This window comes from Pseudomonas sp. NPDC090208, from assembly GCF_044746785.1.
Lineage (GTDB): Bacteria > Pseudomonadota > Gammaproteobacteria > Pseudomonadales > Pseudomonadaceae > Aquipseudomonas.
The window spans coordinates 121,847-141,455 of sequence record NZ_JBIVCU010000004.1; the positions used below are offsets into that span (position 1 = coordinate 121,847).

18 protein-coding genes are annotated in these 19,609 nt (G+C 62.0%); 6 read left to right on the forward strand and 12 right to left on the reverse strand.

What is annotated here, in order from left to right:
* Positions 1-219: 219 nt before the first annotated feature.
* A complete protein-coding gene (locus ACIPL0_RS08820) occupies positions 220-1,176 on the forward strand; it encodes a Dyp-type peroxidase (RefSeq protein WP_400599103.1) in 957 nt (318 codons plus the stop codon).
* Positions 1,177-1,881: 705 nt separating this feature from the next.
* On the opposite strand, the gene ACIPL0_RS08825 is transcribed toward ACIPL0_RS08820, so the two are convergent.
* The 4 genes from ACIPL0_RS08825 to ACIPL0_RS08840 form a co-directional block, all read right to left on the reverse strand.
* A complete protein-coding gene (locus ACIPL0_RS08825; protein WP_400599105.1) occupies positions 1,882-2,520 on the reverse strand; it encodes a DUF7002 family protein in 639 nt (212 codons plus the stop codon).
* Between the two features lie 2 nt (positions 2,521-2,522).
* The gene (locus ACIPL0_RS08830) at positions 2,523-3,710 is read right to left on the reverse strand and encodes an MFS transporter (RefSeq protein WP_400599107.1); all 1,188 of its coding nucleotides are present in this window, start codon (positions 3,708-3,710) and stop codon (positions 2,523-2,525) included.
* A gap of 450 nt (positions 3,711-4,160) precedes the next feature.
* Positions 4,161-4,661 carry a winged helix-turn-helix transcriptional regulator gene (locus tag ACIPL0_RS08835; protein WP_400599108.1) on the reverse strand — a complete coding sequence of 167 codons (501 nt, stop codon included), beginning with the start codon at positions 4,659-4,661 and terminating at the stop codon, positions 4,161-4,163.
* A 174-nt stretch (positions 4,662-4,835) separates the two neighbouring features.
* Positions 4,836-5,069 (reverse strand): DUF1272 domain-containing protein, encoded by a 234-nt coding sequence (locus ACIPL0_RS08840; RefSeq protein ID WP_400599109.1) that lies wholly within the window; start codon positions 5,067-5,069, stop codon positions 4,836-4,838.
* 148 nt (positions 5,070-5,217) lie between these two features.
* On the opposite strand from ACIPL0_RS08840, the gene ACIPL0_RS08845 reads away from it, so the two are divergent.
* Positions 5,218-6,258, forward strand: a complete 1,041-nt coding sequence (locus tag ACIPL0_RS08845) for an alpha/beta fold hydrolase (RefSeq protein ID WP_400731527.1) — start codon at positions 5,218-5,220, stop codon at positions 6,256-6,258.
* A gap of 94 nt (positions 6,259-6,352) precedes the next feature.
* Entirely contained in the window at positions 6,353-6,772 is a 420-nt protein-coding gene (locus ACIPL0_RS08850) for a nuclear transport factor 2 family protein (RefSeq protein ID WP_400599112.1), read from the forward strand.
* Between the two features lie 32 nt (positions 6,773-6,804).
* Here ACIPL0_RS08850 and ACIPL0_RS08855 read toward each other — a convergent pair whose 3' ends face one another.
* Positions 6,805-7,569 (reverse strand): SDR family NAD(P)-dependent oxidoreductase, encoded by a 765-nt coding sequence (locus tag ACIPL0_RS08855; protein ID WP_400599114.1) that lies wholly within the window; start codon positions 7,567-7,569, stop codon positions 6,805-6,807.
* A 271-nt stretch (positions 7,570-7,840) separates the two neighbouring features.
* Here ACIPL0_RS08855 and ACIPL0_RS08860 point away from each other — a divergent pair, with 271 nt between their 5' ends.
* On the forward strand, positions 7,841-8,314 hold the full coding sequence (locus tag ACIPL0_RS08860) for a cupin domain-containing protein (RefSeq protein ID WP_400599116.1): 474 nt from the start codon (positions 7,841-7,843) through the stop codon (positions 8,312-8,314).
* A 25-nt stretch (positions 8,315-8,339) separates the two neighbouring features.
* On the opposite strand, the gene ACIPL0_RS08865 is transcribed toward ACIPL0_RS08860, so the two are convergent.
* Together ACIPL0_RS08865 and gcvA are read right to left on the reverse strand one after the other, a co-directional pair.
* Positions 8,340-9,248: a LysR family transcriptional regulator gene (locus ACIPL0_RS08865; protein WP_400599117.1), complete on the reverse strand. Its 909-nt coding sequence runs from the start codon at positions 9,246-9,248 to the stop codon at positions 8,340-8,342.
* Positions 9,249-9,392: 144 nt separating this feature from the next.
* Positions 9,393-10,322 (reverse strand): transcriptional regulator GcvA, encoded by a 930-nt coding sequence (gene gcvA / locus ACIPL0_RS08870; RefSeq protein WP_400599119.1) that lies wholly within the window; start codon positions 10,320-10,322, stop codon positions 9,393-9,395.
* Between the two features lie 166 nt (positions 10,323-10,488).
* On the opposite strand from gcvA, the gene ACIPL0_RS08875 reads away from it, so the two are divergent.
* Positions 10,489-11,262 carry an SDR family NAD(P)-dependent oxidoreductase gene (locus ACIPL0_RS08875; RefSeq protein WP_400599121.1) on the forward strand — a complete coding sequence of 258 codons (774 nt, stop codon included), beginning with the start codon at positions 10,489-10,491 and terminating at the stop codon, positions 11,260-11,262.
* Between the two features lie 7 nt (positions 11,263-11,269).
* On the opposite strand, the gene ACIPL0_RS08880 is transcribed toward ACIPL0_RS08875, so the two are convergent.
* The 3 genes from ACIPL0_RS08880 to ACIPL0_RS08890 form a co-directional block, all read right to left on the reverse strand.
* Positions 11,270-13,183 carry an ATP-binding protein gene (locus tag ACIPL0_RS08880; protein ID WP_400599123.1) on the reverse strand — a complete coding sequence of 638 codons (1,914 nt, stop codon included), beginning with the start codon at positions 13,181-13,183 and terminating at the stop codon, positions 11,270-11,272.
* Between the two features lie 95 nt (positions 13,184-13,278).
* Positions 13,279-14,280, reverse strand: a complete 1,002-nt coding sequence (locus tag ACIPL0_RS08885; RefSeq protein WP_400599124.1) for an NAD(P)H-quinone oxidoreductase — start codon at positions 14,278-14,280, stop codon at positions 13,279-13,281.
* 92 nt (positions 14,281-14,372) lie between these two features.
* A complete protein-coding gene (locus ACIPL0_RS08890) occupies positions 14,373-15,809 on the reverse strand; it encodes an NAD-dependent succinate-semialdehyde dehydrogenase (protein ID WP_400599126.1) in 1,437 nt (478 codons plus the stop codon).
* A 205-nt stretch (positions 15,810-16,014) separates the two neighbouring features.
* On the opposite strand from ACIPL0_RS08890, the gene ACIPL0_RS08895 reads away from it, so the two are divergent.
* Positions 16,015-16,944 carry a LysR family transcriptional regulator gene (locus tag ACIPL0_RS08895; protein WP_400599127.1) on the forward strand — a complete coding sequence of 310 codons (930 nt, stop codon included), beginning with the start codon at positions 16,015-16,017 and terminating at the stop codon, positions 16,942-16,944.
* A 1,205-nt stretch (positions 16,945-18,149) separates the two neighbouring features.
* Here the strand turns inward: ACIPL0_RS08895 and ACIPL0_RS08900 are convergent.
* Together ACIPL0_RS08900 and ACIPL0_RS08905 are read right to left on the reverse strand one after the other, a co-directional pair.
* Positions 18,150-18,863, reverse strand: a complete 714-nt coding sequence (locus ACIPL0_RS08900) for an SDR family oxidoreductase (protein WP_400599129.1) — start codon at positions 18,861-18,863, stop codon at positions 18,150-18,152.
* A 77-nt stretch (positions 18,864-18,940) separates the two neighbouring features.
* A complete protein-coding gene (locus ACIPL0_RS08905) occupies positions 18,941-19,378 on the reverse strand; it encodes a MarR family winged helix-turn-helix transcriptional regulator (protein ID WP_400599131.1) in 438 nt (145 codons plus the stop codon).
* Positions 19,379-19,609: the final 231 nt, after the last annotated feature.

A 19,609-nucleotide genomic window follows, 5' to 3' on the forward strand; every position in this document is an offset into this window, starting at 1 on the left:
GATATGAACCTGTGGCGCATTATCCGACAGCCAATATCGGATGGCTACCTGGCCGGACACGGCCTGCGCCAAGTGAGTCAACCGAGCCCCTGCTTCCTGAGCCTGTGAAGGCCGGGCAGGCTGATTTGAAAAGCCTTGCGAATTATCTAAGCTCACGCAGCGCCGCACGCGCCCTCATTCATCCGCTTTGCGCTGAAAGCGTTCAAGGGCTATTTCGCTATGACTGATACGACCGGTGAACCCCAAAACGTCTGCACGCCGATCACCCGGTACGCCATTTTCATGGTTGCCACCCTCACGCCCGGCGGCTCGCTGGACAGGGTGAGAGCCTGGTGTGGGGATGTGGCGGCACTGACCCGATCCGTCGGCAAGCGAGCGCCCGATGGGAACCTGTCTTGCGTCTGCGGGTTCGCGTCCGACGCTTGGGACAAGCTGTTCGGTCTGCCCCGCCCTGCATTGCTGCATCCCTTCAAGGAATTCGGCCCGCCGCAGCGGCGTGCGCCGGCCACACCCGGCGATATTCTTCTGCACATCCGGGCAGAACGGATGGACGCCTGCTTCGAGCTGGCCACGCAGCTGTGCGCAGCACTGGGCGATGCCGCAACCGTGGTCGATGAGGTGCAGAGCTTCAGGTTTTTCGACATGCGCAGCATCATCGGCTTTGTCGACGGCACGGAAAATCCAACTGGAAGAAAGATGGTCGAATCCGCGATCATCGGCGACGAAGACCCGGCCTTTGCCGGCGGCAGTTATGTCATGACGCAAAAGTACCTTCATGACATGAATGCCTGGAACAGCCTGACCGTCGAAGCTCAGCAAAACGTCATTGGCCGCACGAAACTGTCCGACATCGAACTCGATGACGCAGTGAAACCCACCTGCTCCCACAGCGCACTGACCACCGTGACCAAAGACGGCAAAGAACTGAAAATCGTCCGCGACAACATGCCCTTCGGCAAGCCAGGTTCTGGCGAGTTCGGCACCTATTTCGTGGGCTACTCCCGCACGCCGGAAACCCTGGAAATCATGCTGGAGAACATGTTCGTCGGCCGACCTGCCGGCAATTACGACCGGTTGCTCGACTACAGCACGGCAGTGACCGGCGGACTGTTTTTTGTTCCATCGGCAGATCTGCTGGAAGATTTGGCGGACCGGCAACCGCAAGGGCATTCCTGAACAATCGCCTGCCTTGCCCGCAAGACCGCTACGCCGGCAAGCCGGACTGCTACGGGCCAGCGAACACCGCTGCCTCTGGCCGAAGGCCGTGGGAGGGATCCGAGCTTGCGAGGGTCGCGAAGGCGTCAGTCCAGACAATCCTGTGTTGACTGATCCACCGCTTTCGCGAGCAGAGCTCCCTCCCACAGGTTTTGTGGTGCCTGCCAGGTTTTGAGCCGACATCACAACCTGTAGCAGTCCGGCTTGCCGGCGGTGAATTCCTTGAGATTGCCACCGCCGGCAAGCCGGACTGCTACGGATCGGTGAACACCGAATGCTGTTGCTTCTGGCCGAAGGCCGTGGGAGGGATCCGAGCTTGCGAGGGTCGCGAAGGCGTCAGTCCAGACAATCCTGTGTTGACGCCCCACCGTCTTCGCGGGCAAGCCCGCTCCCACAGAGTTTGCGTTTGCCGCATCTCCAATGGGTGACCAAACCCAAGCAGTCCGGACAACATCAATCCCATGGGAGGGAGCTCTGCTCGCGAAGGCGTCAGCCCAGACAACGCTGTGCCGACTGACCCACCGTCTTCGCGGGCAAGCCCGCTCCCACAGAGTTTGTGTTTGCCGCATCTCCAATGGGTGACCAAACCCGTAGCAGTCCGGACAACATCAATCCTGTGGGAGGGAGCTCTGCTCGCGATGGCGTCACCCCAGACAACGCTGCGCCTCACGCAAACGCCTGCCCCGCCTTCAGTGACACCACTTCAATGACGTAATCACAAACATCCGGCACGGCCTCCGCGACGGTCAGTTCAACCGGTTTGTGGGTGGCCGATCTGGGCGCCGCGTGCGGGATGCGTTCGTGGGCCCAGCCGTCATCTACCCAGGATGCGTAAGGCACGAAGGTCGAAAGATTGCGCGGCGCGGCCGCCCGCAAGGCGTTGCCGGTGTTGATCGGGCTGACCGCTGCACGCTCGGCATGCACTTCAAGCAGGCGTTGCGCGTCGATGACCAGCACCATCTGGTCCCGGTCGCCACAGGCCAGGTGCTGACGGCTCAAGCGCTTGGCATCGATCCAGAAAAACACTCTGGAATTCAGCAGGCGGTACCAGTCTTCCGGGCGCACGCCCGAAGTCAGGCAGCGCATCAGTGCCCGGGGCGGCATCGGGCGCTGGTCGCGTACGTAGGCGCCACAGGAAAACCTCTCCTCCACCAGCCGCTGAATCGACAGCTGGTGAGGGGCCTGGTTGTCGCTCAATTGCGCGAGTCTTGCCGTGCTGAGCAGTCCATGGGCCTGCACCGACGCCCAATTCCGGATGTCGAGCAGGTGGTAGACACGGTTCAGCGAACGCTTTCTGGCCAACACGATCACTTCGGCGCCACTGCAGCGATCAGGCCCAGTACCACGCCGCCGGCACAGACGGCCATCCAGCCACCCGAGGCCCAGAGGAAGCCCGACAGCGCCGAGCCGATGGCGCCACCGACGAAGAACACCGCCACGAAGATCGCGTTGATCCGCCCACGGGCTGCCGGGTTGAGCAGGTTGATCATGTAGCGGCCGACGGTGTGGTTGCCCAGCACGCCGACATCCAGCAATACCGCGCTGAGGCCCAGGCCGATCAGCATGACGAACGCCGGCACCGAGGTGATGACGCCGGAGACGGCAGCGAGCACGAAACCGCCCATCAACACCACATGCGCGATGTTGGTGACGCGGCGACCATGGCCCTGATCCGACCAGCGCCCCACCATCGGCGTGACAATAGCGCCACCGGCACCGACCAGGGCGAACACGGCGATGCCCTTCTGGCCCATTTCAAACGGCGCGCCTTCCAGCACGAAAGCGATCGTGGTCCAGAAGAAGTTGAACGCTGCCATCACGATGGCCGCAGAAATGGAGCGGTTGCGCAGCACGGTTTCGTCACGGAACAGGTGCCACATCGACGCAATCAGTTGACGATAGGTGATGACCTGTCCGGGCCGGCGTTGCGGCAGGCGAATCGACAGTGTCAGACCCAGCAAGGCAATGGACGCAGCACTGAATACGTAGAAGGCTTTCCAGCCCCAGATACCGGCGAGGAAGCTGGCAATGGGGCGCGACAGCAGGATGCCGATCATCAGGCCGCTCATGATGTCGCCGATGATCCGGCCACGCTCTTCGGGCGCCGCCATCGATGCCGCCGACGGCACCAGCACCTGGATGGTCGAACACGCGGCACCCAGCACGAACAGCAGGATCAGCAACGACACGAAGTTCGGTGCGAGCAGCACCCCTGCGGCCGACAGTCCGGCGACGGTGAGCATCGTCAGCACCAGACGGCGGTTTTCCACCAGATCGGCCAGCGGCACGATGAACAGCAGACCGAGGGCGTAGCCGATGGGCGAGATCATCGCCATCAGGCCACCGTAGGACGCATCCAGATTGAACGCGCCGGTCATCAGGCTGACCAGCGTCTGTGGCGCGAACAGGTTGGTGATGATCACCCCCACCGCCACCGCGAACAACAGGACAGGAACACGAGGGGTCTGAGCGACCGTTTCATTACTGATTTGCATGATGCCTCCTGGAGAAGCACGACAGAGTTTGAGTAATGGCGCGCACGACTGCGCTCACTTCGCTTCAGGAAACAAGCGGCGAGTGTGTTTAACCGTAAGAATCAATCGAATACCCGTAGCCGGATATTCAGGTGCAACAAGCCCCTGCATCCAAATAACAAGTTCCAGTGGACACTTGATTTTCAGAACAGATGTTCAAAGGCAAACCGCACGAAACTGCATGACAACAACGACAGACAAACAACTTGATGGTGAAAACACTATCAGACGCAAATAACCTGTCAATTATATTTTGATAGGTTACTAATGTTTTTTTAAGATCCTGTACCACCACGCACAACGAAGCCTGCGGCACCTTTTAACGCGCGCAGAATGCCCCGCCTGCCGTGCTCAAACGAACGCGAGCAGCCAGCCAGAGCTTTTACTTTTCAGAGGTTGATTGCGGGTCGATCAGCCCGATGCGTCGAGTGGCAGCCCACGTCGGGTCAGCGTCTTGATTTTCTGCTCGGGGTTGGCCGGGCCACCGCCGAAAACGATCTTCTTGAAGTCCAGCGCTTCGCCGGTGCGTTCATCCACGACCACCGGATCGATCCGGCGCAATGTGGCGCTGTCCATCAACTGGGTGTCGATACCGTTGGGCGATGCGTGCTTGTTGCCGAACGCCAACAACGTCGCGATCACCGGCAGAAAGTCCTCGCCTTTCTCGGTCAGCGAGTAGGCATAGCGAGGCGGGTTGTCCTGATAAAGGCTTTTCTTGACCAGGCAGGCTTCCATCAACTGGTTCAGCCGCTTGCTCAACATGCTCGGGGAAATCCCCAGGCTTTTGCGAAATTCGTCGTACTGCGACAGGCCCTGAGCCAGATCGCGGAGGATCAGAATGCTCCAGGATTCCCCCACCAGGCACATGGCACGGCCGATGGAGCAACGGACATCATTGATATCGCAATTCATGGAAGTCTCCGGCCTGTCGGGCGAGAAGCGTTAGTGAGTACTGATACCGTAGTGACTAAGCTCGACAAGGTCAACTACTAAATCAGTACTGACTACTGAATCAGTACCTAAAACCCAGCCACTTGTCGCCTGATGCCGGCTCGCCCAAACGGACGGCCGGATCAACCACAGGCGTCAGACGTACCACTTGCCTATCCGCCTGGTGGAGGCGGGAAATTTCTCCAGCTTGTTCGCCGGGCGCACCGGCCTTTTCACCAATTCACCGCCGCAGTTGGGACAGATGCCATGCAGCACGCTGTCGTTGCACTGCTGGCAATAGGTGCATTCGAACGAACAGATCAGGGCATCGGGTGATGCGGCGGGCAGGTCTTTGTCGCAGCACTCACAGTTGGGGCGTAATTCGAGCATCGGTCAGTCCTTGGTTTTTCAGAGATTTCCGGCAGGTCCCGGGGTCAAGCAAAAGTAACCGGCAAAAATACATTTGACAAGTTACTAAACCAGCAATAACCTCAAACACAACCCCATACCGGTTACCCCTTCCGCCGAGGACTTGACCATGTTGAATGTTGACAGCGCTGCTGAACCCAATGGACAGACACTGGCTGAATCATCAATGAACAGAGGGTTTTTCGAACGATTCAAACAGCGCTCAAGACCATTGCTCGCCGGGCTGTTCTTGCTGACGGGTGCCCTGTTTGCAGAAAGCGGTTCTGCCGCCACTCAAACATCTGCCGTGCACTATCGCTCGGTACAAGTGGACGGGCTGTCGATCTTCTATCGGGAGTCCGGCCCGGCAGACGCGCCCACGCTGTTGCTGTTACATGGTTTCCCCTCGTCTTCGCGGATGTATGAACCGCTGTTGACCCGTCTTTCATCTCAGTATCACGTCATCGCGCCCGACTATCCGGGTTTCGGCCACAGTGATGCACCAGCGGCCAGCACGTTTGCCTACACCTTCGATCACCTGGCGAATGTCATCGAGCATTTCACCGATACCCTTGGGCTGAAGCACTACGCTTTGTATATGCAGGACTACGGTGGACCGGTGGGGATGCGTCTGGCGGTTGCGCATCCTGAACGGGTGCAGGCGTTCATCGTGCAGAACGCGGTGTCCCACGAGGAAGGGCTCGGCCCGCTGTGGGCCAAGCGCCGCGAATTCTGGGCGAATCGCGCGGCCAATGAACAGTCACTGCGCGCAGTCTTTCTGTCGCTGGAGACCACCAAACAGCGCCATATCGGTTCGAACCCGCACCCCGAACTGATCGATCCCGACCGCTGGACAGACGAGTACGCGTTCCTGACCCGCCCCGGCGAGCCGGACATCCAGACCGATCTGTTCTACGACTACCGGAACAACGTCGCCAGCTACCCGGCCTGGGGCGCATGGCTCCGCGCGCACCAGCCGCGCACGCTGATCATCTGGGGCCGTTATGACCCGTCATTCCAGGTCGATGAGGTCGCGGCATTCCAGCGCGACGTGCCGAAAGCCGAGACGCACATTCTCGACGCCGGGCACTTCGCCTTGCAGGACGCACCCGATGAAATCGCCGGACTGGTCAGCGCTTTCCTGCACACCCTGCCCACGCAGGCCGACTGAACACGTTTACCCACCATCAGGACACGCGGCGAACGAGCACAATGCCCAGCCGCCGCGCCCATCCGAAGGATCGTTCATCACTGGAGAACCGATCATGTCGAACGCCAATCGCACTACCGAACAACAAGCCGTCGTGGATGTCATTCGTCAGTTCTATGCCGCACTCGGGCGCGGTGATGTGCCGGGGGTCGTGGCACTGCTGGACGAGCAGGTGAAGTGGACCGAAGCCGAGCGCTTCCCTTATTACAGCGGCACCTGGACCGGCCCGCAGGCGGTGATCGATAACCTGCTGGTGCGCCTGGCGACCGACTGGGACGGTTTCAGCGCCAAGGCCCACGATTTCATGGTCGAGGGCAACCGCGTGACATCGTTCGGGACCTATGCCGGCACCTACAAAAGCACCGGCAAATCCATGTCGTCCGACTTTGCCCACCTGTGGTCGGTGGAGCACGGAAAGATCACCAGCTTCCTGATGTACACGGACACCACCAAGGTGCTTGAAGCCATGGTGTGAGGCGCCCTGCGCAGGCAGGCGGTGTTGGCGGTTCAGCGCATGATGAAACCGCCATCCACCGAGATCGACTGCCCGGTGACGTAGCTTGAGGTCGAGCTGCTGAGCCAGAGTACGGTGTCGGCGATCTCTTGCGGTTGGCCATGACGTCCCATCGGGATCATCCGGGTCATGCCTGCCAGCGCTTCACCCTGCCCCGCCGCGACCATCTGGTCGGCCATCGGCGTCCAGATCAGGCCGGGGCACACCGCGTTGATACGGATGTTGCGGGCGGCGTATTCCAGTGCCGCGCTCTTGGTCAGGCCGATGACGCCGTGCTTGGCAGCGTGATAGTTGCCACGTTCGGCGCCACCGACCAGCCCTCCCAGGGAAGAACAGTTGACGATGGTGCCGCTGCCCTGCCGACGCATGTGTTCAAGTTCGAACTTCATGCAGCTCCAGACACCCCGCAGGTTGACCGCCATCACCTTGTCGTAATCCTCCACCGTCGCATCGGCGGTTTCGGCCAGCACGTTCTGGACACCGGCATTGTTGAATGCAGCGTCCAGACGGCCAAACGTCGCGACCGTTTCCTCGACCATGGCCTGAACCTGATTCACATCCGCCACGTCACAGCGAATGGCGATGGCCCGACAGCCTTCAGCGATCAACGCTTGCGCGGCCGCCCGTGCGGCGTCGCCGTTGACGTCCGCCAGTGCCACCGCCGCTCCGGCCCGTGCAAAGGCCTGCGCAGTGGCCAGGCCAATACCGGAAGCTGCGCCAGTCACCAGCGCGACCTGATGTTCGAATGAAAAACTCATGAGTGGATTCCTCGGTTGCAGCTGCGCGAGGCCGCACAGCCATTGTGTGGGCAAACCACGGTAATCAACCCGGACTGAACGGAGTACCGGGCGCAAACGGGATGTGCCGCTGAGCATCGCTCATCAATGGCCGGCCCCCGACCCATGGATTTGTGAGCAACGCTCAACGCCTCATGCAGGATTTTCGGGGTAGTTGCGCCCCTCGCCCTCCACTAGCGTGTGGGTTCTTTCGCTTTGTCAGCAGGAGTCATCGATGAGAGCAGCCGCTGCAATGTCTGCACTGGCCACGACGTGGATGGTCGCCACCTCCATTGGCGCCGCCGACGCGCCGGCCGGGAAAACCATGAGCGTGGTCCGCAACGGCGAGCAGGCATCCATCATGGGTGCGCCGGCCAACTTCGTCGGCAACGTGCGCGTCGATCCGCTGTTTGCGCCGCGCGCCCCGTCAACCGTGTCGGCTGGTGCCGTCACTTTTCAGCCCGGCGCCCGCTCGGCGTGGCATACCCACCCGTTGGGGCAGACGCTGGTGGTGACCTCCGGCACGGGCTGGGTACAACAGGACGGAGGCGAGAAGATCGTGATCAAACCCGGCGACGTGATCTGGACTCCGCCTGGCGTCAAACACTGGCACGGCGCGACGGCCACCACCGGCATGAGCCATATCGCGATTCAAGAGTCCCGCGACGGCAAAAGCGTGGAATGGCTGGAGCCGGTGAGCGAAGCACAATACGAGGCCTCGCGATAAGGCGTCCAAAGGCTTTCGGAACCGCTTACGCGCCCATGGGTTGTAGCTCGCGAATCAGGTCGATCAACAGCGTCAGCCCCATCGGCACTTGTCGATGGCTGGAAAAATACATGTGAAAGCCCGGCGCCACGCTGGCCCAGTCATCGAGCACCCGTACCACCTCACCCCGCGCAACCAGCGGCGCCATGGCCGGTTCAGGCGCATACATCAGCCCGGCGCCCTGACGAGTCAGTGAGAAGCCGACGCGGGTCTCGTCGATGGTGATGCAGCCCGGTACGGCCACGGCCAGTTGCTCGCCGTCCTTCTCGAACTCCCAGTCGTACATGGCGCCGTTGCCCAGACGAATGCGCAGGCAGCGGTGCTGCAGCAGGTCGTTCGGGTGCTGCGGCACACCGAAGCGCTCCAGATAAGCGGGACTGCCCGCCACCACCCAGCGAATGTCCGGCGAAAGGCGCTGCGCGATCATGTCCTCGGGCACCGTGCCGCCGTAACGGATGCCCGCATCGTGGCCGCTGCCGATCACGTCGACGATGAGGTTGGTCACGGTCAGGTCGACCTGCATTTCCGGGTAACGATCGTTGAACACCGGCAGCACCGGCCCCAGCAGCAGGTCGGCGGCGTCGCTGAGAGTATTCAGACGAATACGCCCGGTGGGTTCGTCGCGAAAACGGTTGAGCGCCTCCGCCGCCTGGCCGATTTCGTCCATGGGTTTGCTGATGGTGTCGTGCAACTCCTCACCCGCCGCCGTCAGCGTGACGCTGCGCGTGGTGCGATTGAGCAGCCGCACGCCGAGGCGCGATTCCAGCCCCTTGATGGCATGGCTAAGTGCAGACGCACTGATGCCGACCTCCTTGCCGGCGCGGCTGAAACTCTGATGGCGGGCAATGGCGAGGAAATAGACGAAATCAGCGAGGTTGGCGCGGTCGAGATTCATGTCGGAGGTTCCGCAAACGAATGGACAAGCCCGCAGACTGACCGCCACGGGCGCCATCATTCTACTTCGCATCCATTCCGCCACTGATGAGCCTTGCTCAATATACAGATTGATGACACTCATCAATCGCCTGATCGGCAGGCCTCAGCGTTGACTGTCTTGCCGGGGCGCGGCCTGATCGAGCAACCATTGGCGGAACGCCTTGACCTTTGCCAGTTCGGCCACCTCGGGCCGGTGCACGATGTAGTAGGCGAACGCCAGCGGGCAACGGGTTTCACCGAAGGGGCGAATCAGCCGTCCGGCCGCCAGGTCGTCGTGCAGCATCACGCTACGCCCCAGTGCCAGCCCTTGACCGTCGATTGCCGCTTGCAACACCGCCGCCGAATTGTTGATACGCAGCCCGTGCCCGGCGTGGATATCGCCATACCCGGAGGCATCGAGCCAGGTTCTCCAGGTCGGGTAAGCGGGGTCGCCTGCCATCGACAGGTCATGGATCAAGGTCGCTTCCGCGAGCTTCTCCACTGGCAGCCGACCCTGCCTGAGCAGCGGGTACGTGGGCGCGCAGACCGGATACATCTCCTCATCCATCAGCCGGGTCGCCGTCAGCCCCGGCCAGTGACCGGTGCCATAGCGCACGCCGATATCCATCCCTTCGGCGAGGAAATCCACCGGCCTGAGATTGGTATCCAGCAGCACATCGATCCGCGGATGTGCGCGCTGAAAATCCTCGATACGCGGCAACAGCCATTTGGCCGCGAACGCCGGGCTGACAGTCACTGTCAGCCCCGTGCCGAGTGCCCCCTCCTTCAATCGCGCAAGGCCGATGCGCAGACGGTCAAGGCCTTCCCTGATATCTGGCAGCGCTTCACGGGCGACATCCGTTGCCACCAATCGTGCATTACCGCTCTGGGCACGCACGAACAACTGCACCCCCAGCCATGACTCCAGCGAACGAACTTGCTGCCCCACTGCTGCAGACGTCACATGCAACTCGGCGGCCGCCGCCGAGAAGCTCTGATGCCGGGCAGCCGCTTCGAATGCCCTGAGGGCGTTGAGGTACATCGGCGTGTTCATGCGTTAAATATTTTCTTTAGTGGCAGGAAAAAAGATCTGATTTGTGAGCCTCGCGCTCGCCGCCAAGAATAGCAGCCAGCACCGTGACGAACGTCAGCATGGCAAACACGCCTTCGACCCGCCACCACCGGCGCTTCTCACTCAACGAGCACAGGATACTGTCAGCATGAAAAGATTTTCTTCCAGAGTCGCCATCGTCACCGGCGGTGGTTCAGGTATCGGCAAAGAGGTCGCCAGGCGTCTGGTGGCTGAAGGCGCCAGCGTGGTGATCAGCGGCCGTGATGCAGCAAAGCTCGAAAGCGCCGCGACACAAATCGACCCTACGGGGCTGCACGTTCGCACGCTGGCGGCCGACATCGCCGCCCCGGCAACGGCCCGCAGACTCGTGGCGCTGGCGACCGACGAATTCGGCGGTGTGGACATTCTGATCAACAACGCAGGAGTCTTTAATCCGAAGCCGTTTCTGGAACTGAACGAACAGGATTACGACGACTTCCTCGACATCATTCTCAAGGGCAAATTTTTCATGGCCCAGGCCGCCGCCAACGCCATGCAGAAACGTGGTGGCGGTGCCATCGTGCAGACCGGTTCGCTCTGGGCGCTGCAAGCCATCGGCGCGACCCCTTCGGCGGCGTACTCGGCGGCCAATGCCGGGGTGCATGCACTGACCCGCAATCTGGCTATCGAGCTGGCGTCCTCCAACATCCGTATCAACACCGTCGCACCGGCAGTCGTCGAAACGCCGGTCTACAACACATTCATGGACGATGCACAGGTCAAGGCGGTGCTGCCGACGTTCAACGCATTCCACCCGCTGGGCCGCAATGGCCAGCCCGCCGATGTCGCCGAAGCGATTCTGTTCATGGCGTCCGATCAGGCGTCGTGGATCACCGGCACCGTATTACCCGTCGACGGCGGTGTAATGGCCGGACGCAGCTAGGAACGGCTTACAGCGCCAGCAGCTCACGGACGCGGACGCCCAGCGAATCGACGGCGAAAGGCTTGGTCAGCACCTGCATGCCTGGCTGAAGCTGATCGTTGCCGATAACTGCATGCTCCGCGTAACCGGTGATGAACAGGGTCTTGAGGCCGGGCCGCACTTCCACGCCGGCTTCGGCCATCTGCCGGCCGTTCATGCCGCCGGGCAGGCCGACGTCGGTCACCAGCAAGTCGATATGGACATCGGAACGCAGCAGTTTGAGGCCGGCGGCGCTGTCGGCGGCTTCGATCACGGTATAGCCAAGTTCGCCGAGCACATCGGCCAGCAGCATGCGCACGGTGGGTTCGTCGTCCACCAGCAACACCGTCTCGCCGTGTCGGGCGACGGCCACAGCGGTCTTGTCCGGCGCGTGCTCGTCATCGGGGGCAGCGCCGTGGTGCCGGGGCAGGTAGATCGACACCGTCGTGCCCTCACCCACGGTCGACTCGATGCGCACCTGCCCGCCGGATTGCTGAGCGAAACCGTAGATCATCGAAAGTCCCAGGCCGGTGCCCTGACCAATCGGTTTGGTGGTGAAAAACGGCTCGAAGACATGGGCGATGACTTCCGGCGGCATGCCGGTGCCGGTGTCGCTCACGCTCAGGCACAGGTATTGCCCTTCGGCCACGTCGTACGCGCGCGCCGCGTCACGATTGAGCTGCCGGTTGGCAGTTCTGAGGCTGATGCGCCCGCCGTCCGGCATGGCGTCACGGGCGTTGAGGCAGAGGTTGAGCAACGCGTTTTCCAGCTGACTGACATCGACGAAGGCCGGCCACAGCTCGGCATCCCCCAGTGTCTCGACCACGATGCCCGGTCCGGCTGTGCGCTGGATCAGCTCGGTCATGCCGTACATCAGCGTGTTGACGTTGGTCGGCCGCGGCTCCAGCGTCTGCCGCCGGGAGAACGCCAGCAGGCGATGGGTCAGTGCCGCCGCACGACGGGCCGCGCCCTGTGCGGTGACCATGTATTTGTCGATGTCGCTCAGGCGACCCTGGGCGATGCGCCGGCCCATCAGCTCAAGGGCGCCGGAAATGCCTGCCAGCAGGTTGTTGAAGTCGTGGGCAAGCCCCCCGGTCAACTGGCCGACCGCCTCCATTTTCTGCGACTGACGCAGCTTTTCTTCGGCATGCATCAACTTGGCCGTGCGCTCGGCGACACGCTGCTCCAGCGTTTCGTTGAGCCTGCGCAGTTTGGCAGCGGTCTGCCGTTGCTGTTCTTCGATCTCGCGCAGGCTGGCGCAGCTGCGCGCCAGTTCCTGTTCACGGGCTCGCAAGGCCTCTTCGGCCATGGTCCGTTCCAGCAGGTCGGCGGCCTGTCGCGCGAGAATGTCGAGCAGGCGCAAGTCGCGCTCGGACGGCTGATGAGGCTGGCGCCAGTGGGTCGAAATCATGCCCAGCAGGTTGCCGCTGCGTGAACGCAGCGGCGTGGTCTGCGCCGAGCGGATGCCGGCGCGACGGAAAGCCTGCAAGTCTTCGGTGCCGGCAATGTCTGCCCATTCTTCAAAATCGGGAATGATCGCCCGCTGCCCCAGCTTGAGCGCCATCGTGCAACTGCTGTACGCCGTCGGGTTGACCCACTGCCAGAAGCCCACCGCCTCCGGCGGCAGCCCTCGTGAGCTCAGCAGCTGCAGCTCGCCGCCATGCCCCGACGCGTGGTCGTGCGGACACAGCAGTTGCATGGTGCCGAACTGCGAACCGGTGATGGACACCGCCGCGTCGATGATCTTGCCGTAGAGCGCTTCCAGATCCTGTTCGCCGATCAGCGCCACGCTAATGCTGTGCAACAGATCGATGTCGGAAAGATCATCCTGGGCGGAAGTTCGGGAAGAGAGCTGGGTGCCAGGCGGCAACTCCACGGGACAGACGGCGTGCAGTACGTTCATGATTGCTCCTGGGGAGCCTGAATTGAGCTGTAAGAAGCCTATCAGCAAACGCCCGAAGGCGCGACGCAGCCCGTGGTTCGGCGACGATCGTCACCTCAACGCAAATCCTCATCCTTCATGGTCAGGATGATTTTGCCGACGTTGGCCGACGATTCCATCCGGCGGTGTGCATCGGCAGCACGGGACAGCGCAAAGGTGCTGTCGACTACTGGCAACAGACTCGCGGCACCGTCGAAATGTTCCAGCCAGTGATCGCGAAAACGCCGGATCATCGCGTGCTTTTCCGCCTGTGGGCGGGATTTCATCACCGTGCCCATGATCTGCACATGCCGGTAGAGAATCTGCTCCAGCGCCACCGTCACCTGCCCGCCGCCACCGAGAATCCCCACTTGCACCAGCCGACCGCCATGGGCCAGCGAGGCGAAGTTGCGGGCGAAGTACGGTGCGCCGATGAAATCGATGATCACGTCCACCCCTCGCCCGTCGGTTTCACGGGCAATCACCTCGGCAAAGTCTTCGGACTTGTAGTCGATGACGACATCCGCGCCCAATTGCTCGACGGCTTGGCGCTTGCTGGCGTCGGTGGTGGCGAACACTCTGGCGCCAGTCGCTCGGGCCAACTGCACGGCCGCCGAACCGACGCCGCCGGCAGCGGCATGGACCAGCACCGAATCACTCGCCTGCAAGCGGCCCAGATGGATCATCGCTTCGTGGGCCGTCACGAACACTTCCGGAATCGCCGCCGCGTGAACGTAATCCAGCTGTTCGGGGATCGGCATCGCCATGCGGTAGTCGATGCGGGCGAATTGCGCATAGGCGCCGCCACCGACCACGCCCATGACCCGGTCGCCGACCTTGAACCCGCTGACTTCGCTACCGGTTTCGACCACCTCGCCGGAGATCTCCAGGCCCATGATCGTGGAGTCGCCAAAGTCCGGCCAGCCATAACCACCGGTGCGGTGCGTCAGGTCGGCGCGATTGACGCCAGCGGCGTAGACCCGCACCAGCAGGTCGGCAGGCCGCACCTGGGGCGTCGGCGCGTCGTTGAGGGTCAAGACATCGGCGTCGCCAAAGGTGTCGAAGGTGATGGCTTTCATAAAGGTGTTCTCCGCTCGGAAATTCGTCGGCGTTGCCGCTCGGCCGGCAACGCGCTTGCTGTGTGGGTGAGGGAAGCGCGGGTCGATGCAGCTCAGACCTGGCTGATGAATTTGTGCGTCAGGTAATGCTCGATGCCTTCCACGCCGCCTTCGGAGCCGTGGCCGCTTTCCTTCATGCCGCCAAACGGCAGTTCGGTGGCGACGATGCGGTACTGGTTGATGCCGATCATCCCGGCCTCCAGACCGTCGGCGACATCAATGGCGGTGCGCGCATTGCTCGTAAAGGCATACGCCGAAAGGCCATACGGCAGACGGTTGGCTTCGGCCAGACCGCCAGCCAGGGTGTCGAACGGCATCAGCACGGCAATCGGCCCGAACGGTTCTTCGTGCATGATCCGCGCGGTCATCGGCACGTCCGCCAGCACGGTCGGTTCGAAGAAAAACCCGGCACCGGCAATGCGCTTGCCGCCAGTCAGCAACCGCGCGCCACAGGCCAGCGCATCGGCGATCAACGCTTCCATCTTGTGCAGTTGCCGGGCGTTGGCCAGCGGCCCGACCTGAACGCCAGGTTGCAGGCCGTCGCCGATCTTCAAGGCCCGGGTCGCTGCCACGAACTGCTCAGCAAAAACCTCGTAAGCGTTGCGCTGGATCAGAAAGCGCGTGGAAGAAATACAGACCTGGCCAGTGCCGCGAAAACGGTTCGCCGCGCCTTCGACCGCCGCCTTTTCGATATCGGCGTCGTTGAACACCAGCACCGGACCGTGCCCACCGAGTTCAAGGGTGATCGGCTTGACCCCTTCGGCAGCCCGCGCCGACAACAGTCGGCCAATCGGCACCGAGCCGGTGAACGTCACTTTGCGAATGACCGGCGCGGCAATCAGGTGCTTCGACACCTCGTCCGGCACGCCGAACACCACTTGCAGCACGCCCTTGGGCAGGCCGGCGTCATCCAGGGCACGGGCCAGCGCCAGCGCGGTGGCCGGGCTTTCCTCACCGGGCTTGATGATCACGCTGCAACCCGCCGCCAGCGCCGCCGAGAGCTTGCGTGCCGGGGTAATGGCCGGAAAATTCCAGGGTGTGAACGCGGCCACCGGGCCGATGGCCTGGCGCTTGACCAATTGCAACACGCCCGGGCGGTTGGCCGGCACCACACGGCCGTCGATACGCCGCGCGCTCTCGCCGAACCATTCGAAATACTCGGCGGCGCGCTGCACTTCATCGCGGCTTTCGGCCAGTGGTTTGCCTTCTTCGAGGGTCATCAGCCGGGCAATATGCTCTGCCCGTTCGCGAATCAGCTCGCTGGCACGCTTGAGCACGCGGGCCCGCTCGGCTGGCACGGTCTGGCGCCAGACATCGAAGGCGTGACCGGTGACGGCCAGAGCGTGATCGAGGTCCGCCGTGGTCGCCAGCGGCACGCGGCCGATCTCTTCTTGCGTGGCCGGGTTGATGACGGCAGCGGTCTGCCGGTCTTCGGCAGCAATCCATTCACCGCCGATGAACAAGTACAACGAGTCGTAGAGCGCGTTCATGAGTCACCTTCACTAGAGCTTGGCTTCAAAGCGCGGGGGCGCCGGTTGCTGTGCAGTCTATGGAGGTGCCCGGCGTTGATTTAGCCGTGGCGGCGGGAATCAATGTTGTGTGGAACAGCAGAATTGAGCACGTCCGTTCTTGCCCGCTTGCGGGCCTGCGTGGATCATGCCGAAAACCGACAGCAGGCCCGACCAGGAAGGCGCAATGGACAAGTTTTCAAATATGGCGGTGTTCGCGAAGGTCGTGGAAATGGGCAGTTTCACCGCCGTGGCCAACCATCTGGATTCCACCGTGGGCAACGTTTCCCGGGCGGTGTCGAGCCTGGAAGAGTCGCTCAACACCAAACTGTTGCAGCGCAGCACCCGGCGCCTAAGCGTGACCGATGCCGGGCGGCGCTTTTATGAGCGTTGCACGGCCATCCTCACCGACCTGGAAAACGCCGAAGCCGAAGCGCGGGATCTGCTGCAGGCGCCGCGCGGCAAACTGCGCGTGCATTGCGTGCCCGGCCTCGCGCGCCATCTGGTGACCGACGCGGTGCTGGCGTTTCGTGAACAGTTTCCCGAGGTGACGGTGGAGTTGTTGCTGTCGCAGCGCATGCCCAATCTGCTGGAGGATCAGCTCGATATTTCGGTACTGATTGCGCGGACATTGCCGGATTCGGCGTATGTCAGCCAGAAGATCGGCGTCAGTCGTTGCGTGCTGGCGGCATCGCCGGATTATCTGGCAAAGCACCCGGCGCCGTTGAACCCGGAAGACTTGGCGGATCACGCCTGCGTGCGTTTGAGCACTGTGGATTACGCGCCGGACGCGTGGCAACTCAGCAGCCGCAACGACAGCGCAACGTTCAGCCCGAGCGGGCCGTATTTGAGTGTCAATGACATGGAGTCGATGGCGGTGGCGCTGCGCGCCGGTGCGGGCATCGGTTTGCTGGCCGGTTTCTCGGCCATCGATGATTTACGTGCAGGCACGCTGGTGCGGGTGTTGCCGGACTATCACACGGATGAGCGCAATGTGTATGCGGTGTATACGTCGCGTCAGTTTGTCGATGCGAAGATCAAGCGGTTCATCGAGGTGCTGAAGCAGCAGGTGGGGAATGCGCTGGCCGATCAGTTTCAGGTGCTTTTTCCTGAGTGACGCGACTCTTGTAGGAGCTGGCTTGTCCTGCGACCGGCTGTAGGAGCGCGCTTGCCCGCGATCGGCGACGAAGTCGTCGTAAATCCTGTGTGTGCGGTGTGTCAGTTACTCCGCCGAGTCTGCTAACGCAGCCTTATTTCGCCTGACGGCGAGTTACGCAGACCTTGTAGGAGCTGGCTTGTCCTGCGACCGGCGACGCAGTCGTCGTAAATCCTGTGTCCTCGGTTTGTCTGGTCTGACGCCTTTAGCTGCTAACGCAGCTTGGTTTCGCCTGGCGGCGAGTTACTTGGAAAAGCCCCAAGTAACCAAGGGCTCTTATCCCCGCCATACGGTGCCTCGCCTAGGCTCGGCATGCCCTCACTCCGGCGACGCTCCGTGGGCCCGCCGCAAATGGGCCATCCATGGCCCACGCGGCTCTCGCGGCATCCATGCCGCTCGGCGCCACTCCACATCGCCTGCGTTCGGCCTTCTGGGACGGGGCCCCAGATCAAAATCCAAAGCCAGATCAAAAGCCGGCGACACACACACTCCCTGTAGGAGCTGGCTTGCCCTGCGACCGGCGACGAAGTCGTCGTAAAACCTGTGCACTCGGTGTGTCTGGCCTGACGCTGTAGCTGCTAACGCAGCCTTGTTTCCCCTGACGGCGAGTTACTTGGAAAAGCCCCAAGTAACCAAGGGCTCTTTACCCCGCCATACGGTGCCTCGCCTAGGCTCGGCATGCCCTCACTCCGGCAATGCTCCGTGGGCCCGCCGCAAATGGGCCATCCATGGCCCACGCGGCTCTCGCGACATCCTGTCGCTCAACCCACTCCACATCGCCTGCGTTTGGCCTTCTGGGACGGGGCCCCAAGATCAAAAGCTGAAAAGCAAAAGCCAAGCGAGCGCATTCCCTGTGGGAGCGGGCTTGCCCGCGAAGGCGGCCTTAAGATCGCCACCGCCGGCAAGACGGGCTGCTACGGATAAATACGTGCTATCTGCTTTTGACTCTGGCCGAAGGCCGTGGGAGGGAGCTCTGCTCGCGAAGGCGGTGGGTCAGTCAGTGCATTAATGGCTGAAAGGACACTATCGCGAGCAGAGCCCCCGCCCACAAAGTCCTGCGGTGACTCCAACCCCGTTGGTGTCCACAACCCCTGTAGCAGTCCGGCTTGCCGGCGGTGACGTTCTCAAGATAGCCACCGCCAACAAACCGAATCACCACGCAAACCTCACCCCGCAACCGGCGGGTTGAAGTACATCGCTTCGTCCGACGACAGTGTCGACTTGATAGCGCGCGTGCCTTCGTCGGCCAGCACTTCTTCCTTGCCGGCTTCCAGCGCCGAGAACGTGGCTTCTACCACCGCTTGCGGGCTGGATTTCGGTACGTCGAAGCCTTGAGTCAGGTCGGTGTCGATGAAGCCGACGTGCAGCCCCAGCACAGCCACGTTGTCGGGGCGCAGTTGCAGGCGCAGGGCGTTGGTGAAGCTCCATGTGGCGGATTTGGTCGCCGCGTAGGCCGCCAGCATTGGCACGCTGAACCAGGTCACGTCGGACAGTACGTTGATGATCGCCCCGCCGCCGTTGCTTTGCAGAACCGGCGCAAAGGCCTGGCTGACGCGAATCACGCCGTAGAAGTTGGTGTTCATCAAATGCTCCGACAGCTCGATCATGTTCTGATCCAGCGGGCCGTTCATCAGCGTGGCAATGCCCGCGTTGTTGATCAGCAGCGTGGTGTCGGCGCACAGGGCGGCCGCGGCGTCGATAGAGGCCTGATCGGTAACGTCCATCTGTACCGGAATGATGCCGGGGACATCAAAACCTGCGGTGTTGCGCATACCGGCGTAGACCTTGGCGGCGCCCTGCGCCTGGGCGATGCGGGCGAACGCCAGGCCCAGGCCACGGTTGGCGCCAGTTACAAAAACAACGGATCCTTTGACATTCATCGTATAGCCCTCAGCAGTTAAGAAACGCAGGATTAGCGCTCAAGTGTGTAATTGCACAATCTACAGCCAAATAAAAATCAGCCGCCGAAGTCCTGCTCGAAAAGCGCGCAACGCAAGGAGGTTGCTGCCTCGACTCCGGTCGTCTGTTCGTGCTCCTGCTGTGCCGCCTCCCAGAACACCTCGGCCTGATCGTGCTTGACCCGGCCCTGCGCCGACAGTGTCAGGCGAATGGCAGCGCGTGCGCCCTCCGCTTCACTGATCAGCAAGCCCTCGCTCTGCAACGGCTTGAGCGCGCGGAGCAAGGTGGTGCGTTCCATGGCCATCAGGTCCGCCAGCTCGGCGATCAGGATGCCCGGCTGTTGATGAATCAACGCCAGGATCGAAAACTGCGAAACCGACAGGTTCACCGCCGCCAAATGCCGGTCGTACAGCCGCGTCAGCAGGCGCGCATGGCGTCTGGCCGCAAGACAATGACAAAGGTTGACGCCTTGAAGTGTTTTCATGACGGCCATCATATGTGTAATTGCACAGGTGTCAAGCGCCGTTCGATCATCTCGATGGCCAGCTCAGACGGTGTGATGCACGAATGACAACCTGTGGGAGGGAGCCCTGCTCGCGAAGACGTCAGGTCAGACGCTACAACATCGACTGACCCAACGCTTTCGCGAGCAGGGCTCCCTCCCACGGCCTTCGGCCAGAATCAAAAGCTTCGTCGTGCCCTGTATGAGCACCCGAATAGCAAAAAA